General features: G+C 69.1%; 12 protein-coding genes. 8 read left to right on the top strand and 4 right to left on the bottom strand.

Annotation, left to right across the window (positions count from 1 at the left end):
* Positions 1-9 precede the first annotated feature (9 nt).
* From ACXC9Q_RS07330 to ACXC9Q_RS07320, 3 genes are all read left to right on the top strand, one after another.
* Positions 10-1,377, top strand: a complete 1,368-nt coding sequence (locus ACXC9Q_RS07330) for a hypothetical protein (RefSeq protein WP_457055697.1) — start codon at positions 10-12, stop codon at positions 1,375-1,377.
* A gap of 69 nt (positions 1,378-1,446) precedes the next feature.
* Complete coding sequence (locus ACXC9Q_RS07325; RefSeq protein WP_457055696.1) at positions 1,447-2,928, top strand: amino acid permease; 1,482 nt, start codon at positions 1,447-1,449, stop codon at positions 2,926-2,928.
* Between the two features lie 60 nt (positions 2,929-2,988).
* The gene (locus tag ACXC9Q_RS07320; RefSeq protein WP_457055695.1) at positions 2,989-4,299 is read left to right on the top strand and encodes a hypothetical protein; all 1,311 of its coding nucleotides are present in this window, start codon (positions 2,989-2,991) and stop codon (positions 4,297-4,299) included.
* Positions 4,300-4,338: 39 nt separating this feature from the next.
* Here ACXC9Q_RS07320 and ACXC9Q_RS07315 read toward each other — a convergent pair whose 3' ends face one another.
* Positions 4,339-6,459: a 3-hydroxyacyl-CoA dehydrogenase NAD-binding domain-containing protein gene (locus ACXC9Q_RS07315; RefSeq protein WP_457055694.1), complete on the bottom strand. Its 2,121-nt coding sequence runs from the start codon at positions 6,457-6,459 to the stop codon at positions 4,339-4,341.
* A complete protein-coding gene (locus ACXC9Q_RS07310; RefSeq protein ID WP_457055693.1) occupies positions 6,456-7,658 on the bottom strand; it encodes a thiolase family protein in 1,203 nt (400 codons plus the stop codon). Before ACXC9Q_RS07310 ends, ACXC9Q_RS07315 begins: the two co-directional genes overlap by 4 nt.
* 211 nt (positions 7,659-7,869) lie before the next feature.
* Between ACXC9Q_RS07310 and ACXC9Q_RS07305 the strand changes: the two genes are divergently transcribed.
* The 5 genes from ACXC9Q_RS07305 to ACXC9Q_RS07285 all read left to right on the top strand — a co-directional run bounded on the left by ACXC9Q_RS07305 (position 7,870) and on the right by ACXC9Q_RS07285 (position 11,659).
* A complete protein-coding gene (locus tag ACXC9Q_RS07305) occupies positions 7,870-8,550 on the top strand; it encodes a hypothetical protein (protein ID WP_457055692.1) in 681 nt (226 codons plus the stop codon).
* A gap of 54 nt (positions 8,551-8,604) precedes the next feature.
* Complete coding sequence (locus ACXC9Q_RS07300; RefSeq protein ID WP_457055691.1) at positions 8,605-9,249, top strand: dienelactone hydrolase family protein; 645 nt, start codon at positions 8,605-8,607, stop codon at positions 9,247-9,249.
* A complete protein-coding gene (locus ACXC9Q_RS07295; protein WP_457055690.1) occupies positions 9,246-9,734 on the top strand; it encodes a glutathione peroxidase in 489 nt (162 codons plus the stop codon). The genes ACXC9Q_RS07300 and ACXC9Q_RS07295 overlap by 4 nt, the downstream gene beginning before the upstream one ends.
* A 99-nt stretch (positions 9,735-9,833) precedes the next feature.
* Positions 9,834-10,424, top strand: a complete 591-nt coding sequence (locus ACXC9Q_RS07290) for a helix-turn-helix domain-containing protein (RefSeq protein WP_457055689.1) — start codon at positions 9,834-9,836, stop codon at positions 10,422-10,424.
* Entirely contained in the window at positions 10,421-11,659 is a 1,239-nt protein-coding gene (locus ACXC9Q_RS07285; protein WP_457055688.1) for an MFS transporter, read from the top strand. Before ACXC9Q_RS07290 ends, ACXC9Q_RS07285 begins: the two co-directional genes overlap by 4 nt.
* A 40-nt stretch (positions 11,660-11,699) precedes the next feature.
* Here ACXC9Q_RS07285 and ACXC9Q_RS07280 read toward each other — a convergent pair whose 3' ends face one another.
* Positions 11,700-12,968, bottom strand: coding sequence for a ribonuclease D (locus ACXC9Q_RS07280; protein ID WP_457055687.1), 1,269 nt, complete (start codon positions 12,966-12,968; stop codon positions 11,700-11,702).
* Entirely contained in the window at positions 12,965-13,567 is a 603-nt protein-coding gene (locus ACXC9Q_RS07275) for a DUF3000 domain-containing protein (protein ID WP_329478374.1), read from the bottom strand. Before ACXC9Q_RS07275 ends, ACXC9Q_RS07280 begins: the two co-directional genes overlap by 4 nt.
* Between the last annotated feature and the right edge of the window lie 66 nt (positions 13,568-13,633).

Raw genomic sequence — 13,633 nt, 5'->3', positions numbered from 1 at the left:
CGACCCGAAGTGAATGCGACCACGCCTGGCGCCGGACCGCCGGGCGCTCAGGTTCCGCCTGCTGGACCCCGCCGCTGGCTGGGGTTGCTGGTGGCGGTGGCGCTGGTCTCCGGCGGTGTGGCCTACACCGTTGAAGAGCGGCACGAGGACGCCCGTGCCCGGGCCGTGGCGACCCAGACCCCGGGCACGAGCCAGAGCCCGCAGACGTCCCGCACCGCCGCCGCGATCGCCGCCCGCCGCGTCGCCGTCGACACGATCCTGCTGCGCCGCGCCCAGGCCGTGCAGACCCGAAACCAGGCGCTCTTCCTGGCCGACATCGATCCAGCCAACACGAAGCTGCGCGCCGCGCAGGCGGTCCTGTTCGCGAACCTGGTCGAGATCGGCTTCACCGAGCTCGGCTACAGCCAGGCCGAGGAGCGGTTCAACCCGTCGGTGCTCCGGGCCCACGGGCGTACGACGTACCTGGTCCGGGTGCTGATGCGCTACCAGATCCCGCAGGTCGACCTCGCCCCGGTGACGACCGAGCTCGGCTACACGTTCGTCAGCCGGGCCGGCCGCTGGGTGATCACGGACGACGACGACCTGGACAACGACCTCGGCCCGGGCGCGCACCGGGAGGCCTGGGACCTGGGCCGGATCGAGGTGGAGCGCGCGCCGCGGGTGCTGGTCGCGGTGGAGAAGGGCGACACCAAGCGCGGCCGGGCGATCGCGGCCGCGGCCGCCGAGGGGCTGACCGAGGTGTCGGCGTACTGGCCGCGGAAGTGGCGCGGCTCGGTGTTCGTGATCGCGCTGGACGAGACCGAGGTCCGCGACGCCCGATTCGCCGACGAGGACATCGAGTCGGCCGCGAGTTCGGGCTCGACCTTCTCGTCGCTGCCCGGTCAGGACACCGCCGACGGCACGGTCGCCGGCGCCTACATCGTGATCAATCCGAACGAGCGCGATCGCGTCGACGAGATCCTGCTGTCGCACGAGATCACCCATGTCGCCACCGCCGACCTCGGTGGGTACGAACCGCTCTGGCTGGCCGAGGGCGCGGCCGAGTACGTGTCCTGGCGCGGGATCGAGGCGATCAGCGGAGCGGGTGAGGTCGCCAAGTGGGAGCAGGAGGTCATCGACGACGCCCTGCCGAGCCTGACCTCGCTGCCGAGCGACGCCGGCTTCTACCAGAACTCCGCCGACGTGTACGGCGTCAGCTGGCTGGCGGTGCGCTACCTGGTGCAGCGGATCGGACTCACCCACGTCGAGGAACTGTACGAGGACATGGCGATGAACGGCACCGACCAAGCCGCCCGGGACCGGATCCTGCTCAGCCGCACCGGCCTCACCGAGGCGACGTTGTGGACTTCTCTGCAGTCGTACACGCCGCCACGCTGAGTGCCGGTTTGACCTCAAGCGGTCAGACAGGCAATCTCGAGTGGTTCCGTCCACGTCGAGGAGGCGCATGTGAGTCTTGTTCGGAAGAAGACGATCGAGCAGTCGATCGCCGACACCGACGAACCGGAGTACCAGCTCAAGAAACGTCTGACCGCGATCGATCTGACCGTCTTCGGCATCGGTGTGATCATCGGCGCCGGTATCTTCACGCTGACCGGCCGCGCGGCGAAGGCGTACGCCGGACCGAGCATCGCGTTGTCGTTCGTGCTCGCCGCGGTCTGTTGTGCGCTGGCCGCGTTGTGCTACGCCGAGTTCTCGTCCACCGTCCCGGTGTCGGGATCGGCGTACACCTTCTCGTACTTCTCGCTCGGTGAGATCTTCGCCTGGATCATCGGCTGGGACCTGCTGCTCGAACTGATGCTCGGGGCAAGCGTCGTCGCCCAGGGCTGGTCGACGTACGCCGCTCTGTTCCTCGAGCAGATCGGGTTGGGCTGGCCGGCGTCGATCGGGCCTGACAGTCATGTGAACGTGTTGGCGATGCTGCTCGTGGCGGTGCTGGCGACGCTCGCGACGATCGGCATCAAGGAGTCGCTGCGGGTCAACCTGGTGCTGGTCGCAATCAAGCTGTTCGTGGTGCTGTTCGTGATCATCGCCGGCCTGTTCTACATCAAGGGCTCGAACCTGTCGCCGTTCATCCCGCCGAGCGTTCCGGCCCCGAGCGGCGACGTCACCATCACCACCCCGCTGTTCCAGGCGATGTTCGGGTTCACTCCGTCGACGTTCGGCGTGATGGGCCTGGTGTCCGGCGCGTCGCTGGTGTTCTTCGCGTTCATCGGGTTCGACGTGGTCGCGACCACCGCCGAAGAGGCGAAGAACCCGCAGCGCGACCTGCCCCGCGGCATCATCGGCTCGCTGGCCATCTGCACGGTGCTCTACGTGCTGGTCTGCATCGTCATCACCGGCATGGTGAAGTACACCGACATCAGCGGTGAGGCGGCGCTGGCCGAGGCGTTCCGGTCGGTCGGCCGGGACAGCTTCGCGACCCTCATCTCGGCGGGGGCGGTGGCCGGTCTGACCACGGTGGTGCTGACGCTGATGATCGGCGCGGCGCGCGTGGTGTTCGCGATGAGCCGTGACCACCTGATGCCGCGTCAGCTCGGCAAGACGCACGCGAAGTGGGGGACGCCGTACCGGCTGACCATCGGGATCGGCGTGATCGTCGCGATCGTCGCCGGTCTCACCCCGATCGGGAAGCTGGAGGAGATGGTGAACATCGGCACCCTGGCCGCGTTCACCCTGGTGTCGATCGCCGTACCGCTGCTGCGCAAGAGCCGGCCGGACATCAAGCGCTCCTTCACCGTGCCGGGGAACCCGGTGGTCCCGATCCTGGCGGCGCTCATCTGCATCTACCTGATGCTGAACCTGTCGCTGGAGACCTGGCTGCGGTTCGCGATCTGGATGGTGCTCGGCTTCGTCGTCTACGCCCTCTACGGCTACCGCAGGAGCCGCGTCGGCATCGAGGAGCGCACCGGCGAGGTCACGAAGGCCTGACCGTTCCGCTCGGATGGTCGGCGACCCGGTAGGATCAGCCGACCATCCGAGAGGGACACCATGAAGCACCCGAGACGCCTGCTCGCAGGCGTCGCCGCGCTGGCGCTGGCCGCGACCGCGGGTGTCGTCGCCGTCCGGGTCCAGCACGGCTCGTCGCCCGGCAGCAGCGTCGCGGTCGCGGTCGAGGCGACCGCGACGCCGGGCCTGCTCGACGACGCGCAGAAGAAGGCCCGCCAGGGCCAGGTCGACGTCGTTCTGGCTGCGCGGGCCACCGCGGTCCTCAAGGGTGATCTGCGGCGTTTCCTCGCCGCGGTCGATCCGAAGCAGCCACAGCTGGTGGCGCGGCAGCGGCTGCTGTTCACGAACCTGCGGAAGTTCGGGTTCACCAAACTGACGTACTTCGCCGCGGACGAGCGTGAGTCGCCGGAGCTGACGACGAAGTACGGGCCGGGCGTGTTCACCACCCGGGTGATGATGCGGTACCAGCTGACCGGCCTGGACGCGAAGCCCGTGCAGACGGACCTCGGCTACACCTTCGTACGGCGAGCAGGCGCGTGGATCCTGGTCGAGGACAGCGCGATCGACGGCGAGCTGAGCGCGGACGGTCATCGTCAGCCGTGGGACTTCCAAGAGGTCGCGGTGGTCCGGCGCGGCCGGGTCGTCGTCGTGGTCGACAAGCGCGAACCGGCGCTGGGTCAGAAGATCGCGAAGGTGTCGCAGGGCGCGGTCGATGCCGTACGGCGGCACTGGCCGCGACCGTGGAACGGCGCGGTGATGGTGGTCGCGATGGCCGAGCCGCGGGTGATGGCGCTGCTGTGGACCTCCGGGTCGGGCTCCGGCTGGACCATCGCCGCGAAGGCAGTCACCTTGTACGACGGGGAGCCGATCGGACCGAAGAAGACGACGCCGGTGAGCAGCCGGATCGTGGTGAACCCGGCCGTCCGCAAACAGCTCGACGAAGACCTGCTGGTGCATGAGATGACGCACGTCGCGACGGTGCCGATCGGGAACAACACGCCGATCTGGCTGATCGAGGGGCTTGCGGAGTACGTCCGTTGTGCGTCGATCGAGGACGACCCGCACTGGACGGTCGATCCCTACCGGAAGACGGTCCGGACCAAGTACCTGCCGGGGATGAAGGTGCTGCCTGGTCCGGCGGAGTTCGACGCCGATGGTGATCGGTCGTACGGGCAGAGCTGGTGGATCACGGCGTACCTGGAGTCGAAGCTGGGGGAGAAGGGGGTGGCGTCCCTGTACGCGGACCTCGCCGTCCACAGCACCAACGAGGCTACCTACACCAGCATCATCCAGAAACACACGGGGAAGACACCTGCGCAGTTGGTTGCCGCCGTCAAGAAGTTCAAAGGCTGAGAGCCCCGCCCCCGCGCTTCGCTCGGGGGCGGGGCTGTTTCAGCTGAGGCTGGCGATGCCCTTCGGGAGGAAGCGGGTGCCGTTGACCTTTTCGGAGATGCCGGTGCGGTCGAGGTACGGGGTGATGCCGCCGAGGTGGAAGGGCCAGCCGGCGCCGAGGAGCAGGCAGAGGTCGATGTCCTGGGCTTCGGCGACCACGCCTTCGTCGAGCATGATCTTGATCTCCTCGGCCAGCGCGGCCAGTACTCGGGTGCGGAGCTCCTCGGGCGTGGACGGCTTGTCGCCGACCGTGACCAGCGCCTCGACCTCGGGGTCGACGACCGGCTTGCCCTCCGGCCACAGGTAGAACGAACTCTTGCCTGCAGCAACGACCTTGGCAAGGTTCGCCGACACCGCGAACCGCTCCGGGTAAGCGCGGTTCATCGTCTCGGCCACATGCAGCGCGACCGGGAGCCCGACGAGCTGCAGCAGCACGAACGGCGGCATCGGCAACCCCAGCGCCGACAACGCCTTGTCCGCCGCGGGGATCGGCGTACCCTCGTCCACCGCCGCGCTGACCTCGCCGAGGAAGCGGGTCAGCAGCCGGTTCACCACGAACGCCGGCGCGTCCTTCACCAGCACGCACGACTTCTTCAGCGTCTTGCCGACCGCGAACGCGGTCGCCAGCGACGCGTCGTCGGTCCGGTCGGCCCGGATGATCTCGAGCAGCGGCAGCACCGCGACCGGGTTGAAGAAGTGGAACCCGACGACCCGCTCCGGGTGCTCCAGGTCCGCGGCCAGCTCCGTCACCGACAGGGACGACGTGTTCGTGGCCAGGATCGCGTCCGGCCGGATGATCTTCTCCAGGTCGGCGAAGATCGTCTTCTTCAGCTGCAGTTCCTCGAACACGGCCTCGATCACGAAGTCCGCGTCCGCGAACACGGCCCGGTCCACCGAGCCGGTGACGAGCGCCTTGAGCTGGTTCGCCTTGTCCGGCCGGATCCTGCCCTTGCCGAGCAGCTTGTCGATCTCACCGTGCACGTACCCGACCCCGCGGTCCACCCGCTCCTGGTCCAGGTCCGTGAGTACGACGGGAACCTCCATGCGCCGTACGAACAACAGCGCCAGCTGGCCCGCCATCAGACCCGCGCCGACAACGCCGACCTTGCTGACCGGGCGGGCGAGCGACTTGTCCGGCGCACCGGCCGGCCGCTTGGCCCGCTTGTTCACCAGATCGAACGCGTACAGGCCGCTGCGCAGCTCCTCGCTCATGATCAGCTCGGCGAGCGCCTCGTCCTCGGCCGCAAAGGCGGAGTCGCGGTCCCACTTGTCACAGTCCTTCGCCGCCGCGATCAGGTCGAGCGCCCGGTACGGCGCCGGGGCCGCACCGCTGACCTTGAGGTCGGCGAACCCCTTGCCCCGGGCAACGGCAGCGTCCCAGGCATCACCCCGGTCGATCTCCGGCCGCTCGACGACCACCGAGCCGGTGAGCACCTTGCTCGCCCAGATCAGCGACTGCTCCAGGAAGTCGGCCGAGTCCAGCAGGACGTCGCCGATGCCGAACTGCACGGCCTCCGGGCCGCTGAGCATCTTGTTCTGGTTCAGGGCGTTCTCGACCACGACCTTGACGGCCTTGTCGGCGCCGATCAGGTTCGGCAGCAGGAAGTTGCCGCCCCAGCCCGGGATCAGGCCGAGAAACACCTCGGGCGTCGCGAGCACCCCGGCCGCGGCGGACACGGTCCGGTACGTCGCGTGCAGCGCGACCTCGAGCCCGCCACCCAGCGCGACGCCGTTGACGAACGCGAAGCTGGGCTTGCCGCCGTCGATCAGCTTGCGCATCACACCGTGGCCGATGCGGCCCAGGTTCAGCGCCTGCTCGCGATCGATCAGCTTCGGTAGGCCGGTCAGGTCGGCGCCCGCGGCCAGGATGAACGGCTTGCCGGTGACGCCGATCGCGACGACCTCGTCCCGGGCCAGCGCCGCGTCGATCGCGGTGTTCAGCGAGGCCAGGCCCTTCGGCCCGAAGGTGTTCGGCTTGGTGTGGTCGTGCCCGTTGTCGAGCGTGATGAGAGCCATCGTGCCCGCTTTGTTCGGCAGCACGACGTCCCGCGAGTGCGCCAGCGTGACGACCTCGTCGTCCGACAGAGCGACAGCCGACTCAATCAGTTCCTGCAAGCTCATGCGGCCGCGTTCCCTTCCCAGTTCGGGTTCTCCCAGATGACCGTTCCACCCATGCCCAGGCCGACGCACATGGTGGTCAGGCCGTAGCGGACCTCGGGGCGCTGCTCGAACTGCTTGGCCAGCTGGTTCATCAGCCGGACGCCGGAGGACGCCAGCGGGTGGCCGTAGGCGATCGCGCCGCCGTACGGGTTGACCCGTGGGTCGTCGTCGGCGATGCCGTAGTGCTCCAGGAACGCGAGCACCTGGACGGCGAACGCCTCGTTCACCTCGAAGGCCTGGATGTCGTCGATCGTCAGCCCGGCCAGCTTGAGCGCCTTCTCGGTCGCGGGGATCGGGCCGACACCCATCACCTCGGGCTCGACGCCGGCGAAGCCGTACGAGACCAGCTTCATCTTCGGGGTCAGCCCGAGCTCGGTGGCGGCTTCCGCGGACGCGAGTACGCAGGCGGTGGCGCCGTCGTTGATGCCGGCGGAGTTGCCCGCGGTGACGCGACCGTGCGGACGGAACGGCGTCTTCAGCGTGGCGAGGTCCTCGACCGTGGTGCCCGGACGCATCGGCTCGTCGGTGCTGGCGTAGCCCCAGCCCTGATCGGCCGACCGGGTCGCGATCGGAACCAGGTCCGGTTGGATCAGGTCGTTGGCGTACGCCTTGGCCGCCCGCTCCTGTGAGGCCGCCGCGAAGGCGTCGGCGCGCTGCTTGGTGATGGTGGGGAAGCGGTCGTGCAGGTTCTCCGCGGTCGACCCCATCACCAGCGCGGACGTGTCGACCAGCTTCTCGGAGATGATCCGCGGGTTCGGGTCCACGCCCTCGCCCATCGGGTGCCGGCCCATGTGCTCGACGCCGCCGGCCACGACCACGTCGTACGCGCCGAAGGCGATGCCGGCCGCGGTGGTGGTGACAGCGGTCATCGCACCGGCGCACATCCGGTCGATCGCGTAGCCGGGAGTGGTGTTCGGCAGGCCGGCCAGCAGGGCCGCGGTCCGGCCGATGGTCAGGCCCTGGTCGCCGATCTGCGTGGTGGCCGCGATCGCGACCTCGTCCACCCGCTCCGGCGGGAGCTCCGGGTTCCGCCGCAGCAGCTCCCGGATGCACTTGATCACCAGGTCGTCGGCGCGCGTCTCGGCGTACTGGCCCTTGGCCTTGCCGAACGGGGTGCGAACGCCGTCGACGAACACGACATCGCGGATCTCACGGGGCACGAGGGCCCTCCTCTGGGGTCGGGAAAGCTAACCCGATGCTACCCGTCGGTAACAGAACTCCCCAAGCACCCCCGCCTGTGCGGCTGCTCACAGGGCCAGGACGGCGGCCAGCACGGTGAAGCGGCTTCGTCGGCGGCCAGATCTCGTAACCCGTGGCGCACGGCGTCGAATCGGCGCATGCTGGTGCCAGGTAGCTATGGGGAGCCGTTCTATGAACAACCTTGATCTCGCCGTACCGGTGCTGAGCCGGGGCAAGCACCGCAACCCGCGCAAGGGCGCATGCTTCATGGAGTTCGCGTCGTACCTGGCGGGGGAGCCCTGGTCGGATCACCCGGCCTGTACGCACCCGCTGCTGGCGGGCGTGGCCAGGGACGTCAACGACTGCACGACGGACAGCGGCCGGTCGCGGCTGGCTCCGCTGATCCCGTCTGTCATCGGCCTGACGCCCGACGACCCGCACGTCGTAGCACGGGTGACCGCGCGCTGCATCCAGCACGCGTTGCCGGTGGTCTCGCAGGAGCGTCAGTACATCCTGGCCGTGGCGTTGCTGGTGGGGGAGAAGCACCTCGCCGCGCTGGACGGGCGTCCGCTGGACGACCTCGAGCCGGACTCGCGCGCGGTGCTGGAGGCGGTGCCGTCCGCGACCAAGTGGGCGCGGTCCTTCACCTCGCGGGCCCACCGGGGTACGCCGGACTTCGCGCGCCGGACCGCACCACGAGCGGTGTCGTGCGCGGTCGAAGGGATCTCACAGGCCTGCGTGCCGAACCCGGACGAACGCCTCTACAACCTGCTCACCGCGGCGATCGCGGAAAGCAAGGCGTGGATGCCGGCGCCCGCACCGCTGCCCGTGCAAGAGATGCCCGTCCGCCAACAGCGCGTGGAAGTTCGGTAGGCGACCAGTACGCTTCACTGTGTGACTTTGGAGATCGATACCGGTACAGGATTGATGCCAGTCCACGAGTGGGGTTCCACTGGCGATGACACGCCGGGGCTGCTGCTCCTCCAGGAGATCTTCGGGGTCTCCGACTACATCAAGCAGCGCGCTTCGGATCTGGCCGCGCTCGGGTATTACGTGATCGCGCCCGAGATCTACTGGCGGCTGGACGACACGTCCCTGGACGAGTCCGACCCCGAGTTGCTGCAGCGCGCCATGGGCATCGTGCAGCGGCTCGACTGGGGCCAGGCCGTTACGGACTCGGTCGCCGCGCTGGACTACCTGCGTGCCCGCGGCAAGGGCACCGGGATCGTCGGCTTCTGCTTCGGTGGTGGGCTCGGGTTCAACGTCGCCGCGGCATCGTCGCCGGACGTGCTGGTCAGCTACTACGGCTCCTCGCTGCCGCAACTGATCGACCTTGCGCCGGAGGTGACCGCGACCAGCCTGCACCACTTCGGCGACGCGGACACCTATCTCAAAGCCGACGCGGTCATCCCCGCGCTGGGCGATGCCGAGATCCACCGGTACGCCGAGGCCGGTCACGCGTTCGACAATCCCATGCCTGCCTTCCACCACGCGGACGCTTCCGAGCTGGCGTGGCGGCGTACCGTCGACTTCCTTGCCCGTCACCTCCCAACCTCCCAAGGACAAGCATGAGCCTGTACGACATCCCGCTGACGACTCTTTCCGGTGCATCGACCTCGCTCGGCGACTACAAGGGCAAGGCCGTCCTCGTCGTGAATGTCGCGTCGAAGTGTGGCCTGACGCCGCAGTACGAGGGCCTGGAGAACCTGCAGAAGAAGTACGCCTCCCGTGGCTTCACCGTGCTCGGTGCCCCGTGCAACCAGTTCGGCGGGCAGGAGCCGGGGACGGCGGAGGAGATCGAGACCTTCTGCTCGACGACGTACGGCGTGAGCTTCCCGATGCTGGACAAGCTCGAGGTGAACGGCGAGGGACGCCACCCGCTCTACTCCGAGCTCACCCTGACGCCGGACGCCACCGGTGAGGCCGGCGACATCCAGTGGAACTTCGAGAAGTTCCTGATCAGCCCGGAAGGCACGGTCGCGGCCCGCTTCCGCCCGCGCACCGAGCCGGAGTCCGACGAGATCATCACCGCGATCGAGACCCAGCTCCCGAACTAGTTCCGCCTCCTCACCACCCGCCCGCCGCGTGTTCGCGGCGGGCGTTCTTTTGGCCCAGTTTCTATTGCAACACCTCTTTCGAAAGAGTACTTTCGATGGATGCCGAACCCGCATCGCCGTCTCAGCGACCCGCGTGAGCTCAACGCCCTGGCGCACCCGGTGCGGATGGCGATCGTCGAACTGCTGTCGATCAGCGGACCACTGACCGCGACCGAACTGGCCGACCGGCTCGACGAAACGCCGGCCAATTGCTCGTGGCACCTGCGCAAACTGGCGCAGCACGGGTTCGTGGAGGAGGCCGGGGGCGGAACGGGCCGGCAGCGACCGTGGCAGGTGCCAGGGCTCGGATTCCGTTGGGACGACGAGCACGCCTCGGCGTCGATCCAGGAGCGGCGGGCCGCGCAGGCCTTGTCCGAGGTGGTGATGAACCGTGCGATGGACCGGCTGCGGGAGTCTCAGCAGCGTGCCCCGGAGGAGACCGAGGAATGGCGCGCGGCGCAGACCAGCACCGAGATGGTCGCCTGGCTGACCGCGGACGAGCTCAAGGAGCTGAACGACGCGATCACTGCGGTGCTCGACCGCTATGTGGAGCGATTGACCGAACCGCGGCAGCGACCACCCGGCTCGCGGCTCTGCGAGTTCGTTGCGTGGGGCATCCCGACGTACTTCCCGGGGGTCGAGCCGGCATGAGGAAGCTGTTCGCGCAGCCCGGGTTCCCTCGCCTCTTCGGCGGGCTGAGCACGTCGATGCTCGGCGACTCGGTCATGCTGCTGGTGCTGAGCATGTGGGTGAAGACGCTCACCGGCTCCAACGCGCTCGCCGGGCTGACCTTCTTCTTCATGGTGCTGCCGGCGCTCGGCGCTCCGCTGCTCGGTGTCTGGGTCGACCGGCTGCCCCGTAAGTCGATCCTCGTCTGGGGGAACTTCGCCAGTGCGGCCGCGGTGCTCCCACTCGTGTTCGTGCGGGACGAGACCGACGTGTGGCTGATCTGGGTGGTCGCGTTCCTGTACGGCGTCTCGTTCGTCGTCCTGCCAGCCGCGGTCAACGGGCTGCTCAAGGAACTGCTGCCCGAAGACCTCCTCGTCAACGCCAACTCCAGCCTCGCCACGATCAAGGAGGGCTATCGGCTGTTCGGGCCGCTGGTCGGGGCGGCGATCTTCGCGACCGCGGGCGGCTGGCTGGTGGCGGTCGTCGACGCAGCGACCTTCGCCGTCGCCGGGCTGCTGATCGCGACGATCAAGGTGACCGAGACCCCGGCGCCGGTCAAGAGCACCTTCCGGGAAGATCTCCTCGGTGGCGTCCGCTTCCTGGTCGGCGACCGGGTGCTCCGCCACGTCGTCGCCGGGATCGCGATCGCCATCCTGGTCATCGGCTTCTTCGAGTCGTCGATCTACGCGCTGATGGACGCCTTCGACAAGCCACCGACGTTCTCGGGCGTCTTCGTGACCTGCCAGGGCGTCGGTGCGGTCATCGGCGGCCTCACCGCGAGCTGGGCCGTACGCCGTCTCGGTGAGATCGCGACCTGTGCCGTCGGCCTGACCGCGCTGGCCATCGCCACTGTCGTCTGCGCCGCCGCGCCCACCATCGCCCTGGTCCTCGTCGGTGCTGGCATCTGCGGTCTCGGGCTGCCGTGGACCTTCGTCGCGTTCACGACGCTGATGCAGCGGCGCTCGCCGGGCCACCTGATCGGCCGGGTGTCGACCGCGGTCGAGGTGCTCATTTCCACGCCGCAGGCCATCTCGCTGGCTCTCGGCAGCCTGCTAGTCAGCCTGCTCAGCTACCGCCAGATCTTCGCCATCATCGCGACGGTGATCCTGCTCGGCGTACTCCAGATCGTCCTCACCTTGCCCGCTGAGATCCGCGGCGACCTGACGAGCGGCGACCGGCAGGAGGACGCCGTGAGCCTGGAAGGAATAGAGGACTAAAGCTGTCCTGTACTGCTTCTACGGGGTGGTGGTCGGCTGATCAGTCCAGCGGTTTGGCGGGCGAGGCCTCGGAGGACATGGCGTCGGTCAGGGCCTCCCCGGTGAGGGCGACCTGCCAGCCGCGGGCGTGGTGCTCGCGCAGGAAGGTCGTCACCACGTCGAGGCTCAGGTCGGGTGGTGGCGACCAGGCCAGCCGCCGGATCGTGTCGGGGGAGAGCAGGTTCTCGGTCGGCAGCCGGTGGGCTTCGGCGATCTCCGCGACCGCGGCCCGCGCGGCGGACAACCGGGCCGCCGCATCCGGGTCCCGGTCGGCCCAGGCTCGCGCCGGTGGCGGACCGTCGTACCGGGGTCCTTGCTTGGGGAGCTCGGAGTCGGGGAGCCGGCGCGCGTGGTCGACCGCCTCCCACCAGGTCCGCATGTGGCGGTGTGCGCCGCGGCCCTTGAAGGCGGTCAGCTTCTGCAGCGTGTCCCGGTCCGCCGGCATCGCGGACGCGGCCTCGACGATCGCCGCGTCCGGCAGGATCCGGCCGGGGGAGATGTCCGCGGACTCGGCGATCTGGTCGCGGGCCTCCCACAACGCCCGTACGACGGCCAGACTCCGGCGATTGCGGACCCGGTGCATGCCGGAGGTGCGGCGCCACGGGTCGGGCTTCGGCTCCCGTGGCGGCGCCTCGAGGATCGCGGCGAACTCCTGGTCGGCCCACTCCCACTTGCCCTCGCGACGCAGCTCCTGCTCGATCGCGTCGCGCAACTCGATCAGCATCTCCACGTCCAGAGCGGCGTACACCAGCCAGGGTGCGGGCAGCGGACGGGTCGACCAGTCAGCGGCGGAGTGCTCCTTGCGCATCCGATAGCCGAGGACCTCGCTCACGAGTGAGGCCAGACCCACCTTCGGGTACCCGAGCAGGCGGCCGGCCAGTTCGGTGTCGAACACCTTCCGCGGCACCATCCCGACCTCGGCCAGGCAGGCCAGATCCTGGTTGGCGGCATGGATGATCCACTCGGCGTCGACGATCGCGTCACCGAGCGCGGACAGATCGCCGAACGGGATCGGGTCGATCAGTGCGGAGCCGGCGCCCTCGCGACGCAGTTGGACCAGGTACGCGCGGTGGGAGTAGCGGTAGCCGGACGCGCGTTCGGCGTCGACGGCGACCGGGCCGGTGGCGGACCGGAACGCGTCGACCACCTCGGTCAGTGCGGGTTCGGTGTCGATGACGTCCGACAACCCATCACGGAGCTCGAGCAGCGGCAGGTGCGCGGTCGGGTCGTCCGGGACAGGCGTCGGTTGCTGAGTCTCGGCTGGGCTCATCGGCCCCGCTGTCCGCGCCGGGTCGGCATCGCGACCACCCCCGGCGGCACCGGCGGCAGGCCGGCCGCCGTGCAGAGCACCTCGCCCCACGCCTCGGCGTGCCGGGTCACGTCCACCACGCCTCCAGGTCCCGGCACCGGGCTCCAGGACGCGCGGATCTCGATCTCGGCCGTCGCGTCGTCGTCGGCCATGCCGCCGAAGCTTTCCGATACCACCCTGGTGACGGTACCGCTAGGGGCCAGGAAGTCGGCGCCCCGGTCGGCCAGCGCCTCCATCAACCAGGTCCAGCCCACGCCGCCGAGCAGCGCGTCGGTCACCATCTCCGGCTCGACGGCGGCGCGCACGTACGCGACACAGCGGAAGGTCGACTGCCAGGCGTCGTTCCCGTCCGGGTCGTAGAGGATGACGAGGCGGCCGGTGGCGACATCGTCACCGTCGACCGTCACGTCCGCGCTGACCGCGGCCGCATGCGGAGCGATCCGCTGCGGCGCGGGCATCTCCTCGACGAATACCTCGGGCCGGAACCGGGCACCGCGTAGTTGCGTCACGGCCTCGGCGAACTCGGCGGGTGGCGCGTCGACCTGCTTGCGGGCACCCATGCTTGGCAGCCTACGACTGATTACTCACCGACGCCTGTGACGACGCGCCGGGTAACGCAGTGCTCA

The organism is Kribbella sp. CWNU-51 (genome assembly GCF_054073265.1).
The sequence above is the reverse complement of the archived record's forward strand: the minus strand, read 5'-3'. Positions and strand labels throughout refer to the sequence as shown.

Excerpts from the sequence above, each read along its gene's own strand:
- ACXC9Q_RS07320 (WP_457055695.1), top strand. The coding sequence starts at position 2,989 with ATGAAGCACCCGAGACGCCTGCTCGCAGGCGTCGCCGCGCTGGCGCTG.
- ACXC9Q_RS07315 (WP_457055694.1), bottom strand. The coding sequence starts at position 6,459 with ATGAGCTTGCAGGAACTGATTGAGTCGGCTGTCGCTCTGTCGGACGAC.
- ACXC9Q_RS07305 (WP_457055692.1), top strand. The coding sequence starts at position 7,870 with ATGAACAACCTTGATCTCGCCGTACCGGTGCTGAGCCGGGGCAAGCAC.
- ACXC9Q_RS07300 (WP_457055691.1), top strand. The coding sequence starts at position 8,605 with ATGCCAGTCCACGAGTGGGGTTCCACTGGCGATGACACGCCGGGGCTG.
- ACXC9Q_RS07295 (WP_457055690.1), top strand. The coding sequence starts at position 9,246 with ATGAGCCTGTACGACATCCCGCTGACGACTCTTTCCGGTGCATCGACC.
- ACXC9Q_RS07290 (WP_457055689.1), top strand. The coding sequence starts at position 9,834 with ATGCCGAACCCGCATCGCCGTCTCAGCGACCCGCGTGAGCTCAACGCC.
- ACXC9Q_RS07285 (WP_457055688.1), top strand. The coding sequence starts at position 10,421 with ATGAGGAAGCTGTTCGCGCAGCCCGGGTTCCCTCGCCTCTTCGGCGGG.
- ACXC9Q_RS07280 (WP_457055687.1), bottom strand. The coding sequence starts at position 12,968 with ATGAGCCCAGCCGAGACTCAGCAACCGACGCCTGTCCCGGACGACCCG.
- ACXC9Q_RS07275 (WP_329478374.1), bottom strand. The coding sequence starts at position 13,567 with ATGGGTGCCCGCAAGCAGGTCGACGCGCCACCCGCCGAGTTCGCCGAG.